We start from the raw sequence: 21,771 nt of genomic DNA on the forward strand, positions 1-21,771 counted from the left end.
CCCGATCCGCCGGAGGTGTCGCCCGCCGTCACTCCGTCACGTCGATCGTGTACCGGTTCGTCTCCACACCGGCCGCCGTCACCACCTGCACCTCGACCCGGCCCGGTTCCACGTCCGCCGGGACGGGCACCGTCAACGCCGCGTCCGTGGGGTTGCTGAAGCCGCCCGCGACCGGGACCAGGGGCACGTGCACGTTGACCGGGCCGATGCGGACCCTCATACGGGCCAGCCGGTCGGCTCCCTGGGCACCCGGCGGGACGAACCCTGCGCCCCGGATCTCGATGTCGTCGCCGGTCCGGATCGGCGCGTCCAGGTCCCCGGCCTCCCGGGCCCGGACCACCGAGAGGACGACCGGCCGGCCGCCGTCCGCGTACTTGCCCGCCAGGTAGGTCGCCGCCGACACCAGCACCACCACCGCCAGCCCCCACGGCAGGTCGGGCAGTTGGTCGGGGCGCCGGGCCAGCCGCACCGCCGCGAACACCAGCGCGACGGCGCTGATGACCACGTACTGGATGTCCGTGAAGGCGCCGCGTCCCGCGTCGTCGGTCAGCAGGTCGGCCGCCCGCGGCCGGTCCGCGCGCACCTTCTGGAGCCGCTGCCCCAGCACCCGCAGCCCGACCACCCGCCGTACCAGGACCGCGATTCCGCACACCACGGCGAGCACGGTGACCACACCGGCGCCGCGGGCCAGGTCCAGCCCGGCGATCAGGGCATCGCGCTCGGCGTGGTCCGAGGCCGCGGCGAGCCGGCCCGCCAGCACCAGCACCGCGTACGCGACGAAGAGCACCCAGCCGGCGGCCACCGCGCGGGAGGTGGACAGCCGGTTGTCCTCGCCGATGACCGGGGCGAGCGCCCCGCCGCGCGCCCGGTGGAGCCAGGAGGCGGCCGTCAGCGCCCCGGCCACCAGGACGGCCGCCAGCAGTCCCGCCGTCCGGGCGGTGCTCCAGCCCACGCCGACCGCGGTCAGCGCCTGCACCAGGAGCAGCAGGACGACCACCGCCCACACCGTGTACGCCGTCCAGCGCCACAGCCGCGCCAGCCATGCCTCGCCCTCGGCCCGCCCCCGCTCGGCGACGAGTTCCGCGGACTGCGTCAGCTCCTCCGACACCCACTGCCGGGAGGCCGACGCCGAGTGCGCCACCGCCGCCGGCAGGCCGTGGCCCGCGGCGAACTCGTCCCGCTTGTGAAGGAACGCGGCAACAGCCTGCCGGTGTCCCGCACGCGCCCCGTGCGGGCAGTCCCCGCAGGTGCAGCCGCCCCCGTGGGCACCCACGCCTCTCGCCTCCTGCACCGCCACGCCCGACGCCCGCCTTCCCCGGATCCCGCGGCCCCGCCGCGACAACAACACCCCCACGCAGAAAGCGAATTGTGCCCTATACCGCCCCGCTCGCGTTCGTCAGGTCCAGTCCGCGCGGGTGAAGCCGGGAACGCCGTGTTGACTCGGCCGCACCCGGCTGCGCGAATCCCGGCAGGGACGGCGAGATGTCCTGAGATGTCCCATACTCCGAAGGGCTCAGGTCAGCAGGTCGGGTTCGCTGCGGCTGATGTCCTGCCGCAGGGGCTGGTAGTTGATCCACGCCACCAGGTCGCCGCCGAGCTGCTCCCGGGTCGCGACCGCCGGTTCGTGGTCGATCAGGACCGGCCGGCCCGCCGCCCGGGCGGTCAGCTGCACCTGGCAGGAGCGTTCCATGGCCAGGAACCACCAGGCGGTGGCGTCCACCGAGTCGCCGACCGTCAGCAGTCCGTGGTTGCGCAGCACCAGCGCCTTGCGCGAGCCCAGCGAGGCCGCTATCCGGCGCCCCTCCTCCGCGTCGACGGTGACGCCGGTGTAGGAGCCGTAGACGGCGTGGTCCTCGTAGAAGGCGCAGCTCTCCTGGGTGATCGGGTCCAGGAGATCCCCGAGCGCCGCCAGGGCGCGGCCGTGCACGGAGTGGCAGTGGGCGACGGCGACGACGTCCGGGCGGGCGGCGTGCACCTGGGCGTGCACGGTGAACGCGGCCTGGTTGACGTGGTGACGGCCCTGGAGCACCTGCCCGTCCTGGTTGACGAGCACCAGGTCGCTCACGGTGACGTGCTTGAACGGCATCCCGAAGGGGTTGACCCAGAAGCAGTCGCTGAAATCGGGGTCGCGGGCGGTGATGTGGCCGGAGACGCCGTCCTCGAAGCCGTACCGGCCGAAGATCCGCAGCGCGCCCGGCGAGCCGCTCCTTGCGGTACCGGCGTTCGTCGTCCACCGACTCGTGCCGCGGCGGCATCGCGAACCGCAGCTTCTCGGTGGGCAGGGGCGGGGGCGGGGTGGGGGCGGCGCCGTGCATGGGACCTCCGTCGCTGGATCGACGACGTACGAGCCGGAAGCTACCGCCGAACGGGCCGGGATACGAGCGCCGTGCGGTGAAGATGCCGGGGAGCACACCGGCGCCGCGGCCGGATGCCGCCGAACACCACCGACGGCGCCCCGCCCGCGCGCCGACCACCCGCGCCCGCCCGCGCCCACACGGCCACCCGTGCCCACTCACGTGCCGGCCGCCCCCACCTGTACGCCTATTACGACGCAGACCCCGCGCAGAACGCCCCCGAAAACCCGACAGAGGATGTCGGCCATCCGCGCCACACTCGCGGCATGGCAACGAACTGGGCGGCCTTCGCCGCCGCGGAACCCGACATGGCCGCGACCGTCGAGCGGCGGTTCGGGGCGTTCCCGCACCACGTCCTGGTGACCCTGCGCCGGGACGGCTCCCCGCGCACCACGGGCCTCGAGGTGCGTTTCCTGAACGGCGAGCTGTGGCTCGGCATGATGCCGGGCTCGCTCAAGGCGCTCGACCTGCGCCGGGATCCGAGGTTCGCGCTGCAGGCGAATCCGGGGCCGGACACCGCGATGGCCGGCGGTGACGCGCGGATCGCCGGGCGGGCGGTCGAGGTGGAGGATCCCGAGGTGAAGGGCGCGTACGTGAAAGAGGTGGAACCGCCGCAGCCGTTCCACCTCTTCCGCACCGAGTTGACGGAGGTCGTACGGACCAGCGTCGAGGACGACGCCTATCTGGTCGTACGGGTCTGGAAGCCCGGAGAGCCGGTGCGGACTCTCAGGCGGACGTAGACCGGAGCGGGCTCACTCCCACTCGATGGTGCCCGGCGGCTTCGACGTCACGTCGAGGACCACGCGGTTGACGTCCCGGACCTCGTTGGTGATGCGGGTCGAGATCTTCGACAGCACGTCGTAGGGCAGCCGCGACCAGTCGGCGGTCATGGCGTCCTCGCTGGAGACCGGGCGCAGCACGATCGGGTGGCCGTAGGTGCGGCCGTCGCCCTGGACGCCGACGCTGCGCACGTCCGCGAGCAGGACCACCGGGCACTGCCAGATCTCACGGTCGAGGCCGGCCGCCGTCAGCTCCTCGCGGGCGATGGCGTCGGCCTCACGCAGCAGGTCCAGGCGCTCCTTGGTGACCTCGCCGACGATCCGGATGCCGAGGCCGGGGCCCGGGAAGGGCTGGCGCTGGACGATCTCGTCGGGCAGGCCGAGTTCCTGGCCGACCATGCGGACCTCGTCCTTGAACAGCTGGCGCAGCGGCTCGATGAGCTTGAACTCGAGGTCCTCGGGCAGGCCGCCGACGTTGTGGTGCGACTTGATGTTCGCGGTGCCGGTGCCACCGCCGGACTCGACCACGTCCGGGTAGAGGGTGCCCTGGACGAGGAACTCCACCGCCGGGCCCTCGTCCGCGATGATCTCCGCCTGTGCCTGCTCGAAGACGCGGATGAACTCGCGGCCGATGATCTTCCGCTTCTCCTCGGGGTCGCTGACCCCCTTGAGTGCGGTGAGGAAGCGCTCCTCGGCGTCGACGACCTTCAGCTGCACGCCGGTCGCGGCCACGAAGTCCTTCTCGACCTGCTCGGTCTCGCCCTTGCGCATGAGGCCGTGGTCGACGTAGACGCAGGTCAGCTGGGAGCCGATGGCCTTCTGCACGAGTGCGGCGGCGACCGCGGAGTCCACGCCCCCGGACAGCCCGCAGATCGCCCGCCTGTCGCCGACCTGCTCGCGGATGGCGGCGACCTGCTCGTCGATGACGTTGCCGGTGGTCCAGTTCGGCTCGAGGCCCGCACCGCGGTAGAGGAAGTGCTCGAGGACCTGCTGGCCGTGCGTGGAGTGCATGACCTCCGGGTGGTACTGGACGCCGTACAGCTTCTTCTCGTCGTTCTCGAACGCGGCGACCGGGACGACGTCCGTGGAGGCGGTGACCGAGAAGCCCTCGGGGGCGGCGGAGCAGGCGTCGCCGTGCGACATCCACACGTCCTGGTCGGCCGGGGTGCCCTCGAAGAGGGTGGAGGAGGGCTTGGAGACGACCAGTCCGGTGCGGCCGTACTCGCGGGCCCCGGAGTTGTCCACGGTGCCGCCGAGGACCTGCGCCATCAGCTGGAAGCCGTAGCACATGCCGAAGACGGGGACGCCGGACTCGAAGATCGCGCGGTCGAGGCGCGGGGCGCCCTCCTCGTACACCGAGGAGGGGCCGCCGGACAGGATGATCGCCGCCGGGTTCTTGGCGAGCATCTCCGAAACCGGCATGGAGCTCGGCACGATCTCGCTGTAGACCCGTGCCTCGCGGACGCGACGGGCGATGAGCTGGGCGTACTGCGCGCCGAAGTCGACGACCAGGACGGTGTCGGGGGCGGCGGCAGCGGGGGTCGCTGATGACACGGGGTGCCTTCCGGCGTCGGGGGGTCCTTGTGTGTATCGATTCTACCGAGGTGGTCGCGGGTGCCTCCCCGGCGCCCGAAGACCGGCGCCCGGAGGCCGGGCCCGGAGTCCCCTGCCCGGTGACCGCACGTCCCGGACCCGCGCCGAGGGCCCGTCCACCGCTCGTCTCGGCTCGTCTCATCATGCGAACCGTGTTGGATGCCACGCCCGGGCGCGGCATACTGGCAGCATGCTCGCGCAGACGACCTTCCTGTTTACCTATGGCGACCGGCCCACCGGCTGCCATGGTCGTGCTGCTTGAGCCACTGACAAGCGACTTCCGAGGCGCCCCGGGCCGACAAGGTCCGGGGCGCCTGGCGTTGTGGTCCTTGTCCGCCGGGGCACCACGTCCGACATCACCGAGGAGCCCCGCGATGACCGCCACCGCAGCGCAGACCCAGACCCCAGCCGCCACCGCCAAGAGCGGCGCCCGCACCGACGAGGCCGCGCACGTGATCACCGGAGCCCGGGAGCGCATCGACGCCCTCGACGACCGGATCATCGGCCTGATCCAGGAACGGATGGCTGTCTCCGCGGTGATCCAGGAGACCCGTATCGCCTCGGGGGGCCGGCGGGTGAACCTCTCCCGCGAGATGGAGATCCTCGGCCACTACAGGGACGCCCTGGGCAAGCCGGGCACGACCCTGGCGATGACCTTGCTGGAGCTGTGCCGGGGCAGGGTCTGACTCTCACCCGTACGGCGCGTGACCGTCGCGCGGGCCGCCTCGTTGTCCCGGTGTCCGTGCCAGCCAGGGGCGGGCCCGCAAGAACCACGCGTGGATCTCCGGAGCGATGAGGCGTGCGGATCGTGCCGTGCGTCGTGGGACCTCGCTCCAGGAAGTGACCGGACGGCAGGGGACAGCAGCCCGGTCACCCAGTTGAACGGCCGGTTCCGGGGACGCCCGGGGCCGGCCGCCCGGGACAGAGAGAAGGGCCCCCGCCGCCCGAGGCCGCGGGGGCCCTTCTTCTGCGCGCGCGGATACGGAACCCCGGAGATGTGATGCAGGACACACAGGAAACCCACCGGCTCGCGCGCAACCTTTCCCGGCCTCCCCTTGTCACATCAGCGGACGGAGGAGGACCTGTGCCAGGAGGGGGGTGCAGGTCCTCTCTCTTCCCCGGGGCTCCTTCCCGAGGCCCCTTCCCGGCCCTTCAGCCGGTTCGGGACTTCTTCGGCGGCACCGGCGGCATCCCCAGGAACGGCAGCCTCAGCGCGCCGAAGGCGTCCGCCGGGACCGCCGGATGCCGTGGTTCCACCGGCCGCAGACGCTCGTAGGCGGCCCCCTGCGGCGGACGCGGATCGGCCTCGCCCTTGTTGGGCCAGTACGACATCGCCCGCTCGGCCTGCGCGGTGATGGTCAGCGACGGGTTCACCCCCAGGTTCGCCGAGACCGCGGCGCCGTCGACGACCGAGATGCCGGAGTGGCCGTAGAGGCGGTGGTACGGGTCGATGACACCGGTCTCGGGCGAGGCGCCGATCGGGCAGCCGCCGAGGAAGTGGGCGGTGAGCGGAGTGCCCATCAGCTCGCCCACGTTGGACCCGGCGAAGCCGTTGATCTCGGCGGCGAGCGCACTGGCGCCCTCCGTGGCGGCCCTGATCTGCTGGGGGTTGGGCGTGCCGTGACCCTGGCGGGCCGTGAGCAGCCCCCTGCCGACACCGTCCGGTTTCAGGTACGTGGTCAGGGAGTTGTCCAGGGACTGCATCACCAGGCCGATGATGGTCCGCTCCGACCAGCGGCGGTTGGACAGGGAGCGCAGGACGAGCAGGGGGTGGCGGGCGGCGTTGGCCAGCCAGGCCGCCACCCTGGACGAGCCCTCGGCGTACGGGACCTGGAGGATCGACAGGCCGCCCATCGCGTTGGAGCCCTTGCCGTAGCGGACCGGCTCGATATGGGTGTTCTCGTCGGGGTGGACGGAGGACGTGATGGCGACTCCGCGCGTGAAGTCCGCCCTCGGCTTCCCGGTCGCCTTCCGGTAGCGCCGGTCGCCGGTCTGGGCGCCCACCAGCGCCTCGGAGTTGGTACGGGTCAACTCACCCAGCCGCGCGGACAGATGGGGCAGCCGACCGCTCTCCCTCATGCGGTGCAGCAGCGTCTGGGTGCCGTAGGTGCCGGCCGCCAGGACCACCCTGCGCGCGGTGAACAGGCGGCCGGCGCCCTTCTTCCTGTCGTCGGTGGGAAGCGTGGCGAGCGCGTAGCCGCCGCGTGAGTCGTCCGTGACCGACACCACCGTCGTCATGGGGTGGACCACCGCGCCCGCCTTCTCGGCCAGGTACAGGTAGTTCTCGTTCAGGGTGTTCTTGGCGCCGTGCCGGCAGCCCGTCATGCACTCGCCGCACTCGGTGCAGGCCCTGCGGTCCGGTCCGGCCCCGCCGAAGTACGGGTCGGCGACCTCTTCGCCCGCCTTCGCCGTCGTCGTGCCGTCGGCGTCCTCACCGTCGCCGAAGAACACCCCGACCGGCGCCATGTGGAAGGTGTCGCCGAAGCCCAGCCGCTGTGCGGCGGCCTTCAGATGGACGTCGGAGGGGGTCGTCGTCGGGTTGAGCCGCACGCCGAGCATGCGTCGCGCCTGGTCGTAGTACGGCTTCAACTCGTCCTGCCAGTCGGTGATGTCCCGCCACTGGGGGTCGTCGAAGAAGGGTTTCGGCGGTACGTAGAGGGTGTTGGCGTAGTTCAGGGAGCCGCCGCCGACGCCCGCGCCGGCCAGCACCATGACGTTGCCGAGCAGGTGGATGCGCTGGATGCCGTACATGCCGAGCTTCGGGGCCCACAGGTAGTTCTTCAGGTCCCAGGAGTTCCTCGGCAGGGTCGCGCGGGTGAAGCGGCGGCCCGCCTCCAGGACGCCGACGCGGTAGCCCTTCTCGGTCAGGCGGAGCGCGGAGACCGACCCGCCGAACCCCGAGCCCACGACGATGACGTCGTAGTCGTAGCCATGGCCGTCTTGAGACACGTGTTCTCCTCGGTGCGTTCAGCGGAGACGGAACGCCTTCATCAGCCTCAGGCTGCGGGTCATGAACGCCGCGTGACCCTCGTCGTCCATGCCTAGCGACGGGGCCATGGGCAGCAGCCGCTGGTGGGCCACGGTCTGGGCCTCGGTGTACTTGAGGATGCCCTCGGAGCCGTGCCGGCGGCCGAGACCCGAGTCCTTCATGCCGCCCATCGGCGACTGGACGCTGCCGTAGGCGGGTGCGTAGCCCTCGTTGATGTTGACGGTGCCGGTGCGCAGCCGGGCGGCGACCTCGCGGCCGCGGCGGGCGTCCTTCGTCCAGACGGACGCGTTCAGGCCGTACGGCGTGGAGTTGGCGCGCTCGATCACCTCGTCGTCGCTCGTGAAGCGGTAGACGGAGACGACCGGGCCGAAGGTCTCCTCCGTGCACACGGCCATCGCGTCCTCGACGCCGTCGAGGATGGTGGGCTCGAAGAAGTACGGGCCGATGTCCGGGCGGGCGACGCCGCCCGCCACCACCTTGGCGCCCTTGGCGACGGCCTCCTCCACATGCCGGGTGACGGTGGCCAGTTGCCGCTCGCCGACCAGCGAGCCCATGTCGGCGCCGTAGGCCAGGGACGTGCCGAGCCGCATCGCCCGCGTACGGGCGGCGAACCGGTCGAGGAACGCGTCCGCGACCGCCTCGTGGACGTACAGCCGCTCGATGGAGATGCACAGTTGGCCGGCGGAGGAGAAGCAGGCGCGGACCGCCCCGGCGACCGCCTTCTCGATGTCGGCGTCCGCGAGCACCAGCATGGCGTTCTTGCCGCCGAGTTCGAGGGAGACGCCGACCAGCCGGGCGGCGGCGCTCTGGGCGACCTCGCGTCCGGTGCGGGTGGAGCCGGTGAAGGAGACGTAGTCGGCGTGCCTGACCACCTCGGGGCCGACGACCGGGCCCTCACCGAGGACGACCTGGAACACCTCGGCGGGCAGCCCGGCCTCGATGAGCAGGTCGCGGGCCCACAGCGCGGTCAGGCAGGTCTCGGTGTCGGGCTTCATGACCACCGCGTTGCCCGCGACGAAGGCGGGCAGCGCGTCGCCGACGGACAGCTCCAGGGGGTAGTTCCACGGGGCGATCTGGCCCACCACCCCACGCGGGTGGCGCAGTTCGGTGACGCGCGTGAGGACGGGGATGGCGCCCGTGTGCCGCCTGGGCTTCAGATAGGCGGCGGCGCGGCGGCCGTAGTGCCGGGCCGCGACGGCGACGGCCTGCACCTCCTCGTGCGCGTGCAGGCGGGCCTTGCCGGTCTCCAGCTGGATCAGGTCGAGCACCTCGGCCTGGCGGGCGAGCACCAGGTCGTGGAAGTCGAGCAGGACGGCCGCCCGCCGCCGTACCGGGACCCGGGCCCACACCGCCTGGGCGGCACGGGCCCGTTCGTAGGCGCGGGCCACGTCCTCGGGGGTGGACTCGGGCAGGTCGGCGAGCTTGTCGCCGGTGAACGGCGTGTGGTTGGCGGTGCGGCCGGACCCGGCGACGCCCTTGGTGAGCCGGGCGACCAGCTCGGGGGTCACCACGTCGTCGGCGGTGCGGGCCCCCGCGGGGGCGGGGGCCTGGGGATTGGTGCCGGTCTTCGCCGGGGCCTGCGCGTCCGTCATGACGCGCAGGGTATGCCGGTCGGGCGGCTTTGTGTACCCGTCAGTAATAGGGATTCACGGGATTCACCGAGTGCTCACAGCGCGCCAGTGATCACTGGCAACGAACGCGCTGATCAGGGCCTTGTCACAGATCGTCGAGGTCCAGGTTGGCGATCACCGCACCTGCCACCTCGCGGCCGCGTTCGGTGAAGTCGCCCTTGCCGGGGTAGCCGACGGTGAGCTTGTACAGGTCGCCCCCGGCGGTCTTGTAGTAGAACAGCCGCAGTTCGCGCGGCATCGGGTGCGTGCTGTCGTCGGTGGTGTAGACGACCGTGTTCTCCGCCGCCTGCTTGCCGCGGTACGTGGACTCCTTCGGGTGGGTCACCGGGTTCTGGGGCATGTCGAGTTCGTAGCTGCCGGACTGCTTGAAGGTGCCGAGGTCGTCGTACATCTGGGCGGCGGCGGAGTCCTTGATGGTGCGCTCCGGTTCCTCGGACTTCCTCAGCAGGCGCAGCCCGACCGTGATGCCGCCGCTCCAGTCGCTGTAGGTCACCCAGTGCTTCTTGTCGTTCTTCCCGTCCGGCACCTGCCGCTGGTAGTCCTTCGGCACGGCGATCGTCGCGGCGACGTCGTTCTCGTGGTGGGTCGCCCAGTCCTCGGGCAGCGGGCCGGCGAACGGGTGGGCGATCAGGACGTACGCCGTCACCGCGGCCGCGACGACCGCCGCGCCGAGCCCGAGCCATGCCCCGCGCCCGAGCCGGAGGCCGCGCGGCCCGCCGGGGGCGCCCTCGGCGTACCGCACCACGCGCGTAGGTGTCGGGACGGGCGGCGCGACGGCCGCCTCCAGCAGGGCGCGCACCCGGGCGGCGGGCGGCCGGTGCGCCGGATCCTTGTGCAGCAGGCCGGTGACGGCCTCGGCGAGCGGGCCCTGCGCGGCGGCCGGTGGGGCAGGCGTGGCGTTGAGGACCGACTGGAGGGTGGCCGGGGTGTTGCTGCGGCGGAACGGGGAGACGCCCTCCGTGGCCGCGTACAGGACCACGCCGAGCGACCACAGGTCGGAGGCCGGGCCGGGACGCTGCCCCAGCACCCGTTCGGGCGCGATGTACTCGGGTGAGCCGACGAAGCCGCCGGTGTCGGTCAGGTTGGTCTCGCCCTCGATCTGGGCGATGCCGAAGTCGGTGAGGACGATCCGGTCGTACCGGCCGAGCAGGATGTTGTCCGGCTTGACGTCCCGGTGCAGGATGCCCGCGGCGTGCGCGGCCTCCAGCGCGCCGAGCACCTCCAGACCGATCCGGGCCGCCTCGCGGGCGTCCAGGGTGCCCTCCTGGAGCGCGGCGCCGAGCGAGCGGCCCCGCACCAGCTCCATCACGATCCACGGCTGCCCGTCGACGACGGCCACGTCGTGGACGTCGACGACCGCGGGGTGGTCGAGCCGGGCGGCGGCGCGGGCCTCGCGGCGCATGCGCTCGAAGGCGTTGGCCCGCTCCCGTTCCGGAACGTGGTCGGGGACGCGGGGCTCCTTGACGGCGACCTCGCGGTCCACCGTCTCGTCCTTGGCCCGCCACACGGTCCCCATGCCGCCGTGCCCGAGCTTGGCGAGCAGCCGGTAGCGCCCGCCGATCAGCCGGCCGGTGCCGGGCTCCGGCGGCTGCACGGCAGCGCTCTCCGGTTGCCCGGGGGCGGTGCTCTGCGGCTCCACGCGTGTGGGTCCCTGCGGCTGCCCGTCCCCGCCGCCCGGTGCGGAGGCGGCGTACGGGCTCTGCGGGTGGGGCACCCGCGCCTGCGGGTCGGGCGGTTGCAGGGCGAAGGTCGTCGGATCGTCGGCCCCGTACTGGGCGCCCCCGTGATTGCTCATGGGTCCATCCATATCGCGACCCCCTCCGCCGACTCCAGCAAGAGGCGTGTCCGGTCACCGACCCGTGACCTGCCGTACGTCGAAAGCGCCGACCGCGACGTCGAAGTGCTCCTTGGCCTCGCGCACCCTGCCGACCGGCGCCGACACCCACACGTCGTACATCCGCCCGTCCTGCTCCCAGCACAGGTCGTACGTGCGCCGCGGGCCCTCCGCCGCGCTGAAGCCGTTCCAGGTGAACTCCCAGAGCGCGGCCGGGTGTCCGCGGTGGGTGGTGGCGGTGACACGGCCGGCGTGGTAGCCGGGGTTGGTGTCCGGTCCCGCGGCGTCGGCGCGCCGCATCACCGCGAGCGGGCCTCCGTCCTCCGGCCGGGCCACCTTGATGCCGAGGCGGAAGGTCTCCCCGGGTGACAGGTAGAAGACCCGCTCGCCCTGCGGTTCGCGGGTGAAGCCGTCCGGTACGGCGACGGAGAAGCCGGCCGGGTCGTGCACCAGGTGGTGGCCCGAGGGCACCGCTTCCTCGGCGGCGGGCGGGGCGGATCCCGTGACGGTGACCGTGGAGACCGGGACGGGGAGCGAGCCGGGCGGCGGTGACGGCGTTTCAGGCGGTGAGGTGCTGCCGTCCGTGGCGTCCTCGGGCGTGTGCGGGGCCGAACTCGTCGGCATCCCACCGTCGTTGCCACCACCCCGCACCAGCAACGCCACGGCGGACGCGCCCGCCCCGGCCGTCGCGGCCACCAGCAGCGCGGCGACCAGCACGTTCCGGGTGGGGTACCGGGCGGGCGCCCGGGAGGAGGGGTCGGTCTGCGCCGGAGCGGGCGCGTGGGAGGTTACGGGCACGTCGCTCTGCGTCGGCGTATGGGGAACCAACGGCTCCGGCGTGCGGCCCGACTCGAGGAAGGCGCGCAGCATCCGCTCCGCCTCGGCCGCCGTCAGCCGCTGGTCCGGATCGCGCTCCAGCAGCCCGCGCACGACGGGCAGGATCGGCGCGGCCTGCGCGGGAGGCCGGATCTCGTCGGAGACGACCGCGTGCAGGACGCCGCCGAGCGAGTCGCGCCGGAACGGCGACTCGCCGCTCAGCGCGGCGCACAGCAGCGCGCCGAGCGACCAGAGATCGGACTCCGGCCCGGTCCCGGCCCCGGACATCCGCTCCGGAGCGGTGTACTCCGGTGACCCGACGAAGGTCCCGGTCTCGGTGAGCGTGGTCGCGCCGGTCATCCGCGCGATGCCGAAGTCGGTGAGCACGATCCGGTCGGTGCCCGACTCGACGAGGACGTTGGCCGGCTTGATGTCCCGGTGCAGGACACCGGCGGCGTGCGCGGTGCGCAGCGCGCCCAGCAGGGCGACGCCGATGCGGGCGCCCTCGGCGGCGTCCACCGGGCCGCGCGCGGCGATCCGGTCGGCCAGCGAGCCGCCGTCGATCAACTCCATGACGATGTACGGGCGTTCGTCCTCGACGACGACGTCGTGCACGACGACGATGTGCGGGTGCCGCAACTGGGCTACCGCGCGGGCCTCTCGCAGGGTGCGCTTCCGCTGGAGCGCGGCCTCCCCGTCGGACAGGGTCTCGTCCAGCGGGAGTTCCTTGACCGCGACCCGCCGTTCGAGGAGCTGGTCGGTGGCCCGCCACACGATGCCCATGCCCCCGCGGCCGAGCCTCGCCTCCAGGCGGTAACGGCCCGCGACGACACGGAAGTCGTCCCCCTCGATCCCCATACGCCCCATCATGCCGCAGAGTTCGCCCGCTTCTGGGGCGTCGACCGGCCAACGACGCGGCCCGGCCGAGAGTCGGCGGCGGGGGGCGGCCGGGGGTCAGCCGGCGGTCGGCTGCCAGCTCTGGAGCACGGTCTTGAACTGCTCCCGCGTGCGCGGCCAGTCCTCCTCCGGCGCGGACATGTAGATCGCGTACTCGACGCCGTCACGGGAGAAGTACGTCTCCTCGATGGCGTGGCGCGGGCCGGGGAACGGCGTGTCCTTCGCCAGGGCCGTCCAGCTGTACTCCCACAGGGAGCCCGGGCGGTCGCGGTAGGTGTTCGCCTCAAGGGTCACCCTCCGGTAGTCGACCAGCCGCTGGAGCTGCTGCTCCAGGTCGAGTTGGTGCTCGTGACCGGTCGCGAAGTCCGGCGTGTCCTCCATGGCGACGCGGATGAAGTGCCTGCCGCCGTCGGGGGTGTAGTCGACCTGGTGGGTCGCCGCGTCGAACTCCTGCCGCTGCCAGCTCTCGTCGGGGACGGCGAGGCTGAATCCGTAGGGGTCGCGCACGCGCACCCAGCCGTCCGGGAGACCGCCCGAGGCGTCGGTGGTCGGGGAGGGCGTGGTGGTCTCCGGCGGCGGGGTCGACTGGGAGGTCTCGGGGACCTGCCGCCGGTCCTGGTCCCACTTCTGCAGCATCAGGGCGCTGCCGCCGCCGACGAGCGCGGCGAGGGCCACGACCAGGATCAGGGTGCGGCGGCGCCTGGGCATCCGGACCGGGGCGTGCTGCGGCACGGGTCCGGTGACGGCCTGCGCGGGCGCCGGGTACGGGGTCGTGGCCTGCGGCCAGGACGCCGAGGCGGGATACGCGTCGGCGGGCGCGGCGGTCTCCGGGTGGAGTCCGGCCGCCTGCGTGGGCACGTACGCCTGCGCGCTGCTCGGTCTGCGGCCCTCGGCGGCCTCGGCGAGCATCTGCTCGGCCTGCTCGGCCTGCGGCCGATCGGCCGGGTCCTTGCGCAGCAGGGCGGTGATGACCGGGGCGAGCGGGCCGGCGTGCCGCGGCTCGCGCGGCTCCTCGTCGACGACCGCCTGCATGGTGCTCAGCGGTGAGGTGCGGCGGAACGGGGACAGGCCCTCCACCGCCGTGTAGAGCGTGGCGCCCAGCGCCCACAGGTCGGAGGCCGGTCCCGGATCGTGGCCGCGGACGCGCTCGGGGGCCAGGTAGTCGACCGAGCCGACGACCTCGCCGGTGCGGGTGATGGTGGTGTCGCCCTCTATCTGGGCTATGCCGAAGTCGGTGAGCAGGACACGGCCGTCCTCGCCGAGCAGCACGTTGCCGGGCTTGACGTCGCGGTGCAGCACCCCGGCGGCGTGCGCGGCGCGCAGGGCGCGCAGCACCCACAGACCGATCCGGGCGGCCTCCGCCGGGTCCATGCGGTCCCGCTCCTTGAGCGCGTCCGCCAGCGAGCGGCCCTCGACCAGCTCCATCACGATCCACGGGCGGCCGTCGTGCTCCAGCACGTCGTGCACCGTCACGACGGCGGAGTGGTTGATCCGTGCCGCCGCGCGCGCCTCTGCCCGGGTACGCGCCAGCAGCACCTCCTGGTCGCTCTCGGCGACGTAGAGCGCGGCGGTCAACTCCTTGATGGCGACGGCCCGGTGCAGCACCTCGTCGTGCGCGCGCCACACCCGGCCCATGCCGCCGCTGCCGATGGCGTCGGCGAGCCGGTAGCGGCCCGAGAGGAGCAGGCCCTGCATCTGATTCACGTTTCCCCGCAGTGGTCTTGACAGGCTCAGCGTAGGGACCGGCCCCCCGGCTGGGAACCAGCGGGGTCCCAGGAGAGCCCCACTGTGACGGTTGTCGCTCCCCGGCGGGGGCGCGGTTCCGGCAGTTCGGGCGGTTCCGGCGGTCGCGCCGGTTCAGCCGGTGTACCGGTACGTCGCCGAGGCCTGCTCGTACAGCGTGGTCACCCGGTCCCGCTGCGACTCGGGCCCGCGTACCTGCACCACGTGGTACTTGCCGTCGATCAGGGCGGCCAGGTTGCGCACGTACAGCTGCCGTCCGCTCCCGTCCGTCCAGGTGAACTGCCCCTCGGCCGTGGTCCGTCCGCCGACCTGAGTGGTCCGCAGACCCGAGGAGGTGGCCCAGCTCGAGTCGCGGTAGGCCTGCAACTCGCGCTCCTTCTCCCGCTGGTAAACCATCGGGTCGCTGCCGAAGGCCGCCGCGGTGTCCCGCCCGGGCACGACGATCAGCTCGAACGAGCCCTGGGAGTAGATCACTTGCCGCTGGTTGTTCCCGGGCGTACGGGTCCAGTCCTTGGCGACTGCGACCTGGAAGCCGGCGGGGTCCTTGCGCAGTGTGAAGCCGTCGGCGGCGTCCGGCGCGGTCGTCTGCGTCTCGGCCTCGGCCGAACCGGACGGCTTCGAGGGGTCGTCGTCCGCCGTGGAGGAACCGCCGGGCTGCGGGGCGCCGCTCCCACCGCCGTCCGAGGGAGTCGGGGCGGGGCTCGCCTCGCCTGCGGTTCCGGTGCGGTCGCCGGCGCCCGTGCCGTCGCGGTCGGCCTTCGGCATGAACAGCACGGCGTAGGCGACGGCGGCGGCCATCAGCAGCAGGATGAGCAGGAGCAGCGTACGGCCCAGGTTCCGCGGCGAACCCGTCTGCCGTCTGTGCCGCGCGTGGGTGGCGGGCAGCCCCGCCCGCCGCCTGCGCACCAGCTCGCCGCGGCGCCGTACGACGGGCAGCCTGCTGGGGTCGGCGGGCGGGGCGGCGATGACGTGGACGCCGGCCTCCGGCTCGGGGGCGGAGCGCACCAGTGAGCGCAGCCAGCCGCTCAGTTCCTCGAAGTCGATGCGTTCGGTGGGGTCCTGGCGCAGCAGCGACTCCACGACCGGGCGCAGCGGCCCGCACTCCTCCGCGTACGCGGGCGGCTCGGCGCACACCATCTGCACCAGCTCGGCGGTGGACTCCTCCGGGTACGGCGCGTGTCCCTGCACCGCCCGGAAGAGCAGCGCCCCGAGCGCCCACAGGTCGGTCGCCGGGCCGATGGGCGCGGCGAGCTGCCAGTTCTCGTGCACGGGCCCGGCCTGTTCCGGCGCCCAGCGCTCGGTCACCGGCCCCACCACGGCCATCCGGGCCTGCCGCGCCCGCTCGGCGGCCAGCGCGGTGGCGGGCCCCCGCCGCGCGGGACCGCCGGCCGCGAGGTCGCCCCAACGGGCCGGTACGCCCCCGGCGTCGTCCGCCGAGCCCGCGCCGGGCTCACCGCGCCCTTGCGCGGGCACGACGTGGCCCGGCGTGGCTCCGGGTCCCGCGGCGAGCGCCGGGCGCGGGCCGCGGGCGTCGGCGGCGGGTGCGGGCGGCAGGGGTGTGGCCGCTCCGGGGTGGGCGGCGGTGCCGTTGTGGGTGGGGGGCCGGACGCCGTAGGGATCGGCGATCTGGCCCGGCGGAGGGGTGGTGCTCCCGGCGGGCCGCGTCTCGCCCTCGACGGGCGTGCGCGCGCCGGGCAGTTCGGCGCGCGCGCTCTGCTGCGCCTCCTGCACCCGGGCGGCCGCCCGCGCGCCGGCGCGGTACGCGGCGATCGCTCCGGCCCGTGCCGCCCTGATGTCCCCGCCGGTCTGGGGCGTCCGCCGCGCGGGCGCGCCCGGCGCGCCGGGCCCCGCGTCCGGGCCGGGCAGCGGCAACGGTCCGGCCGCCCGCGCCTCGATCGCGGCCCGCCGCGCGGCCTCGGGATCCACCGTCGGGGTGTCCGCGCCGGTCCCGCCTCCGAAGCCCTGACCACTGGTGACCTCGGTGAGTCCGGCGAAGCCCGTCGCACCCGCCCCACCGGCCGTGCCGCCGGGGCCCATGGGACCGCCCGGCGTGCCGGACGCGCCGCCCGGATCGTTGTCGTCCCCGTCGTCCTCGGGCGGGACGGGGTCGTACCCGCACAGGGCCTCCTCCGCCGCGCCGACCGCGAGGCCGGTCAGCATCACGCGGCCGTCGTCGCAGACGAGGACCGTGCGGGCGGTGATGTTGCGGTGCACCCAGCCGTGGGCGTGCAGCACCCGCAGCGCCATGAGGATGTCGGAGGCGACCTCGGCCGCCCGGTAGGGCGACAGCGGATTCTCGGCGAGCAGCGCGGCCAGGGGCCGGGCGGCGACCAGTTCGCTGACGACCCACAACGAGCCGCCCTCCGCGAACACGTCGAAGACCTGGTCGAGCCGGGGATGGTCGGGTATCCGGGCCGCGGCCTGCGCGGCCTCGACCGCCCGCCGCACCGCCGGATCGGCGGGCCGCCGCGTCGCCGCACGCGCGCCCCGGGCCTCGCCCGCCGAACGGCCCGTACGGACCGGCCCGCGCCGGGAGCCTCCGTCGCGCGCGGTGAAGCCGTCGGGCAGGCCGTCCGCGTCGAGCACCTCCGCCTCGACCACCTCGGGCAACGGCACCTGTCGCAGGAGGACTTCCTGCCCGCTGTAGGTGTCGAAGGCCCGGGTCTCGGTCAGCTCGTACTCGTCGGACGGGGGCAGCGGCAGGCGGTAGCGGTCGGCGAGAACCCGGCCCGCATAGTCGTCCACGTTGCCTCCCCCGGCCGCACGGTCGGTCAATTCCGTTCGCCTCGCGTCCCGTTCCCGATGCTTACGGTCCGCAATCACTCACGATACGTGCCGGAGGCAAGCCGCATTGACGGGATGCCAGATCTCGCCGCCCCGAACCCGGAACCCCGGGGACGGGCGGCGGGACCGTTCCGCTCACTACTTCTTCGGCCGGAAGGTCTCGGTCAGCGTCTTCCAGGTGCTCTTGCGCAGGTCGCCGTCCCACATCGCGGCCTTCGCGCTGTACATCAGCGCGTGCCCGAGGTGGTCGTTCACCACGAAACCGCGGTCTATGCTGCGGTACTTGGTCCCGCCCTCGACGTAGGTGAACTCCCAGTCGGCGGTGTTCCAGCCGCGGTAGTCCACCGCCTCTATGCGCACCCGCTGGTACTGGGAGCGCACCATGTACCTCTCCTGGTTGGTCCAGTCGGCCACCGGGTCACCCTTGGGCGTGGTCGTCCAGGCGACGAGCAGCCGCTGTCCGTCGGGGCCGGTGAAGCGGACCCCCGCGGAGTCGGTGCTCGCGTACTTCCAGCCCTCGGGCAGCCCGATGGAGAAGCCCTGCGCGCCCTTGTACGTCCTCGCCACGGCGGCGCCGTCGTCACCGGAGCGGTCGCCTCCGGAGCCGGAATCGGAAGCAGAACCGGAGCCGGAACCGGAGCCGGAACCGGAGTCCGTGCCGGAGCCCTTGCCCGCTGTGCCGGCGTCGGTGTTCGTGGCCGGTGAGCCGCCGGAGCCGTCGGGCTCCGTCGCGGAGCCGGACCCGTCCTGGCCCTTGGAGGCCTCGCCGCTCTCGTCCTTCTTGGTGGAGGGGCCCGCGGACGAGCCCGCGGTGGGGGCCGTGCGGCCGGCCGCGTTCTTGTCGTCGCCGCCCTTGTCGTCACCGCCGAGCGTGAAGGCGAGCACGACGCCGACCACCGCGAGTACCACGACCACCGCGACGATCACGAGCGTGCGCCGCGGCACCACGTCGGTGAGCGACGCCTTGGGCGCCGGGCGCGGCGGCAGGTCCAGGTCCGGCGGGGTCATCACGGGCCAGCCCGAACCGGGCCGTCCCGCCTGCGCGCCGCCGGCGCCGCTCCCCGAGGCGGACGCGTTCTGTGTCCGGTCCGCGCCAGGCTCCGCTCCGGAACCGCTCGCGGAGCCGGGGCCCGCCTGGCCCGTGCCGCCGGACGCCGACTCGCCACCGGCCCCCGCTGCTGCCGCGGGGCTCGCCACCACGGCGGCCTTGCGCACCGAGCGCAGCGCGCCGCGAAGGCGGTCGCCCGCCTCCTCGCCCCGCCTGCCTCCGGAACCCGAACCGGAACCGGAGGACGCCGAACCGCCTTTGCGGGAACGCCCGTCCGACTGTGCGGGCAGCGGGACGACCTTGGTCGCGTCCGCGGGCAGTTCCGGCTCGGGGTCCTTCGGCTCGGGCGCGTCGACGACGGCCTTGAGCATGGCCCGGGCGCCCGCGTCGTCGAGCCGCTCGTCCGGGTCCTTGTTGAGCAGGCCGTGGATGACGTCCCTGAGCGGACCGGCGTTTCGCGGCTCCTCCAGCGGTTCGGTCATCACCGCGGTCAGGGTGGCGATCGCCGAGCCCTTGTCGTACGGCGGCGTGCCCTCCACCGACGCGTACAGCAGGCCGCCGAGCGACCAGAGGTCGGCCGCCGGTCCGGGCTTGTGCCCGCGGGCCCGCTCCGGGGAGATGTAGGAGGGGGCGCCGACGAGCATGCCGGTGGAGGTGATGGAGGGGTCGCCCTCGACCTGCGCGATGCCGAAGTCGGTGAGGACGACCCGGCCGTCCTCGGCGATGAGCACGTTGGACGGTTTCACGTCCCGGTGCAGGATGCCCTGGCTGTGCGCGGAGCGCAGCACGTCGAGGACCGCGAGCCCGACCTCGGCCGCCCGCCTCGGCGTGAGCAGCCCGTCCTCGCGGATGGCCTCGGCGAGGGACTTGCCCTCGACGAGTTCCATGACGATCCACGGGCGGTCGTCCTCGTCGACCACGTCGAAGACGGTCACCGCGCTGGTGTCGCGGATGCGCGCGATCGCCTTGGCCTCGCGCAGCGTGCGCGTGATCAGGCGGCGCTTCTCGTCCTCGTCGATGTTCGACGGGAACCGCAGCTCCTTGACGGCGACGGTCCGGCCAAGGGTCTCGTCCTCGGCCCGCCACACCGTGCCCATGCCTCCGCGGCCGAGCACGTCCCCCAGGCGGTAGCGCCCGGCGAGAAGACGCTCGCTCCTGTCCTGCAGAGAGTCCTGACGAGTGTCCTGGCGGGGTGTTCCCGCCCGCTCCGCGTCCGACATGCGTCCCCTCATGCAACCCGCCCTGACAGAGCCTCCATTGTCACTCACCCGACGAGTACGCGACGCCCAGGGGCCCCCTCGGAACACTCCGGGGGCGCGGCCGAACGGCTCGTCGTACGCGCGGGAATGACGGGCCGTGACAACACGGAAGCCATGGGTGCCGACCCTTCGGACCATTCCGGCCATAATCTGCGCCGGACGTCCACGGCACGTGTCGTGCGTGTCCTGCGTCTCGTGCGGGAGCGCGGTCCGGTCCCCGGCGGGTTCATAACGGCACGATCGGCGGATTCACGGCGCCACCACCGGCGGACCCGCCCGCCACCGCACGACCGGCAGGCGCGCGAACGGCGACCGGCGCGATCACAACGGCACGATGTCCGGCGCTCCCAGCCGGGCCGCGTCGGCCGTGAGGTCGTCGGGCTGGCGCTGCGACTCCCGCTCGGCCTCCACCCGCTTCTCGTAGTGCTCGACCTCCCGTTCGATCTGGTCCTTGTCCCAGCCCAGCACCGGCGCCATCAGCTCGGCGGCCTCCCGGGCGCTGCGCGTGCCCCGGTCGAAGGTCTCGATGGATATGCGGGTGCGCCGGGTCAGCACGTCGTCCAGGTGCCGGGCGCCCTCGTGGGAGGCGGCGTAGACGATCTCGGCGCGCAGATAGTCGTCGGCCGCCTTGAGGGGAGCGCCCAGCGTCGGGTCCTCGGCGACGAGGGCGAGCACCTCCCGGGCCGCCGACCCGAACCTCCCCAACAGGTGCTCCACGCGCACCACATGGAGTCCGGCCTCGGCGGCGATGCGCGCCCGCGCGTTCCACAGGGCCGGGTAGCCCTCGGCACCGAGCAGCGGGATCTCCTCGGTGACGCAGTCGGCGACGCGCATGTCGAGCCCGCGCACCGCCTCGTCGACGGCGTCCTTGGCCATCACCCGGTACGTCGTGTACTTGCCGCCCGCGACCACGACAAGGCCGGGCACCGGATGGGCCACCGTGTGCTCGCGCGACAGCTTGCTGGTGGCGTCGGACTCGCCGGCCAGCAGCGGCCGCAGGCCGGCGTACACGCCCTGCACGTCGTCGCGGCCGAGCGGGACCGCGAGCACCGAGTTGACGTGCTCCAGGAGGTAGTCGATGTCGGCGCTGGAGGCGGCCGGGTGGGCCTTGTCGAGGTCCCAGCCGGTGTCGGTGGTGCCGACGATCCAGTGCCGGCCCCAGGGGATCACGAAGAGCACGGACTTCTCGGTGCGCAGGATCAGCCCGGTGCTGGAGTTGATGCGGTCCTTGGGCACGACGAGGTGGATGCCCTTGGAGGCCCGGACGTGGAACTGACCGCGCTCCCCCACCATCGCCTGGGTGTCGTCGGTCCACACCCCGGTGGCGTTGACGATCTGCTTGGCGCGGATCTCGTACTCGCCGCCGCCCTCCACGTCCCGCACCCGCGCGCCGACGACCCGCTCGCCCTCGCGCAGGAATCCGGTGACCCGGGCCCGGTTGGCGGCCTTCGCGCCGTACGACACCGCCGTGCGCACCAGGGTGGCCACGAAGCGGGCGTCGTCCATCTGCGCGTCGTAGTACTGGAGGGCGCCGACCAGGGCGTCCTTGCGCAGGCAGGGAGCCAACCGCAGGGCGTGACGGCGGGTCAGGTGACGGTGCAGCGGCAGTCCCCGGCCGTGGCCGCGGGCCATCGACATGGCGTCGTACAGAGCGACGCCCGACCCCGCGTACAGGCGCTCCCAGCCCTGGTGCTGGAGCGGGTAGAGGAACGGCACCGGGCGGACCAGATGAGGCGCGAGGCGTTCCAGCAGCAGGCCGCGCTCCTTCAGCGCCTCCCGGACCAGCGCGAAGTCGAGCATCTCCAGATAGCGCAGTCCGCCGTGTATCAGCTTGCTGGACCGGCTCGACGTGCCCGACGCCCAGTCACGCGCCTCCACGATGCCGGTGGACAGACCGCGGGTGACGGCGTCCAGGGCGGTGCCGGCGCCCACCACGCCTCCGCCCACGACCAGGATGTCCAGCTCCCGCTCGGCCATGTGCGCCAGTGCCTCGGCGCGCTGCGCCGGCCCCAGTGTCGCTGTCCTCACCGCTGCCTCCCGCTGT

Annotated in this window: 12 protein-coding genes and 1 pseudogene; 2 read left to right on the forward strand and 11 right to left on the reverse strand. The window is 73.4% G+C overall.

The features are described from left to right. Positions 1 to 28: 28 nt before the first annotated feature. On the reverse strand, positions 29 to 1,297 hold the full coding sequence (locus tag ACIP4X_RS09230) for a hypothetical protein (RefSeq protein WP_358733994.1): 1,269 nt from the start codon (positions 1,295 to 1,297) through the stop codon (positions 29 to 31). A gap of 216 nt (positions 1,298 to 1,513) precedes the next feature. Then, a pseudogene (locus ACIP4X_RS09235) lies at positions 1,514 to 2,315 on the reverse strand (class II aldolase/adducin family protein). A 305-nt stretch (positions 2,316 to 2,620) separates the two neighbouring features. Between ACIP4X_RS09235 and ACIP4X_RS09240 the strand changes: the two are divergent. Further along, positions 2,621 to 3,094: a pyridoxamine 5'-phosphate oxidase family protein gene (locus ACIP4X_RS09240; RefSeq protein ID WP_358733991.1), complete on the forward strand. Its 474-nt coding sequence runs from the start codon at positions 2,621 to 2,623 to the stop codon at positions 3,092 to 3,094. Positions 3,095 to 3,106: 12 nt separating this feature from the next. Here the strand turns inward: ACIP4X_RS09240 and guaA are convergent, their stop codons facing one another. After that, positions 3,107 to 4,687 carry a glutamine-hydrolyzing GMP synthase gene (guaA, locus tag ACIP4X_RS09245; protein WP_358733989.1) on the reverse strand — a complete coding sequence of 527 codons (1,581 nt, stop codon included), beginning with the start codon at positions 4,685 to 4,687 and terminating at the stop codon, positions 3,107 to 3,109. A 413-nt stretch (positions 4,688 to 5,100) separates the two neighbouring features. Here guaA and ACIP4X_RS09250 point away from each other — a divergent pair, with 413 nt between their 5' ends. Next, positions 5,101 to 5,412, forward strand: a complete 312-nt coding sequence (locus ACIP4X_RS09250; protein ID WP_358733987.1) for a chorismate mutase — start codon at positions 5,101 to 5,103, stop codon at positions 5,410 to 5,412. 466 nt (positions 5,413 to 5,878) lie between these two features. On the opposite strand, the gene ACIP4X_RS09255 is transcribed toward ACIP4X_RS09250, so the two are convergent. From ACIP4X_RS09255 to ACIP4X_RS09290, 8 genes are all read right to left on the reverse strand, one after another. Further along, positions 5,879 to 7,675, reverse strand: a complete 1,797-nt coding sequence (locus tag ACIP4X_RS09255) for a GMC family oxidoreductase (protein ID WP_358733985.1) — start codon at positions 7,673 to 7,675, stop codon at positions 5,879 to 5,881. Between the two features lie 18 nt (positions 7,676 to 7,693). Further along, complete coding sequence (locus tag ACIP4X_RS09260; RefSeq protein WP_401347537.1) at positions 7,694 to 9,307, reverse strand: succinic semialdehyde dehydrogenase; 1,614 nt, start codon at positions 9,305 to 9,307, stop codon at positions 7,694 to 7,696. A 124-nt stretch (positions 9,308 to 9,431) separates the two neighbouring features. Beyond that, positions 9,432 to 11,141, reverse strand: coding sequence for a protein kinase domain-containing protein (locus tag ACIP4X_RS09265; RefSeq protein WP_391456089.1), 1,710 nt, complete (start codon positions 11,139 to 11,141; stop codon positions 9,432 to 9,434). 54 nt (positions 11,142 to 11,195) lie between these two features. Then, positions 11,196 to 12,854, reverse strand: a complete 1,659-nt coding sequence (locus ACIP4X_RS09270; protein ID WP_401347541.1) for a serine/threonine-protein kinase — start codon at positions 12,852 to 12,854, stop codon at positions 11,196 to 11,198. A gap of 96 nt (positions 12,855 to 12,950) precedes the next feature. Beyond that, on the reverse strand, positions 12,951 to 14,588 hold the full coding sequence (locus tag ACIP4X_RS09275; protein ID WP_358734103.1) for a protein kinase domain-containing protein: 1,638 nt from the start codon (positions 14,586 to 14,588) through the stop codon (positions 12,951 to 12,953). Positions 14,589 to 14,750: 162 nt separating this feature from the next. Continuing rightward, on the reverse strand, positions 14,751 to 17,381 hold the full coding sequence (locus ACIP4X_RS09280; protein ID WP_401347543.1) for a protein kinase: 2,631 nt from the start codon (positions 17,379 to 17,381) through the stop codon (positions 14,751 to 14,753). Between the two features lie 177 nt (positions 17,382 to 17,558). Continuing rightward, positions 17,559 to 19,688: a protein kinase gene (locus ACIP4X_RS09285; protein WP_401347546.1), complete on the reverse strand. Its 2,130-nt coding sequence runs from the start codon at positions 19,686 to 19,688 to the stop codon at positions 17,559 to 17,561. A 360-nt stretch (positions 19,689 to 20,048) separates the two neighbouring features. Next, a complete protein-coding gene (locus ACIP4X_RS09290) occupies positions 20,049 to 21,755 on the reverse strand; it encodes a glycerol-3-phosphate dehydrogenase/oxidase (RefSeq protein WP_358733973.1) in 1,707 nt (568 codons plus the stop codon). Positions 21,756 to 21,771 lie beyond the last annotated feature (16 nt).

Source organism: Streptomyces sp. NPDC088817 (genome assembly GCF_044750345.1).
Lineage (GTDB): Bacteria > Actinomycetota > Actinomycetes > Streptomycetales > Streptomycetaceae > Streptomyces.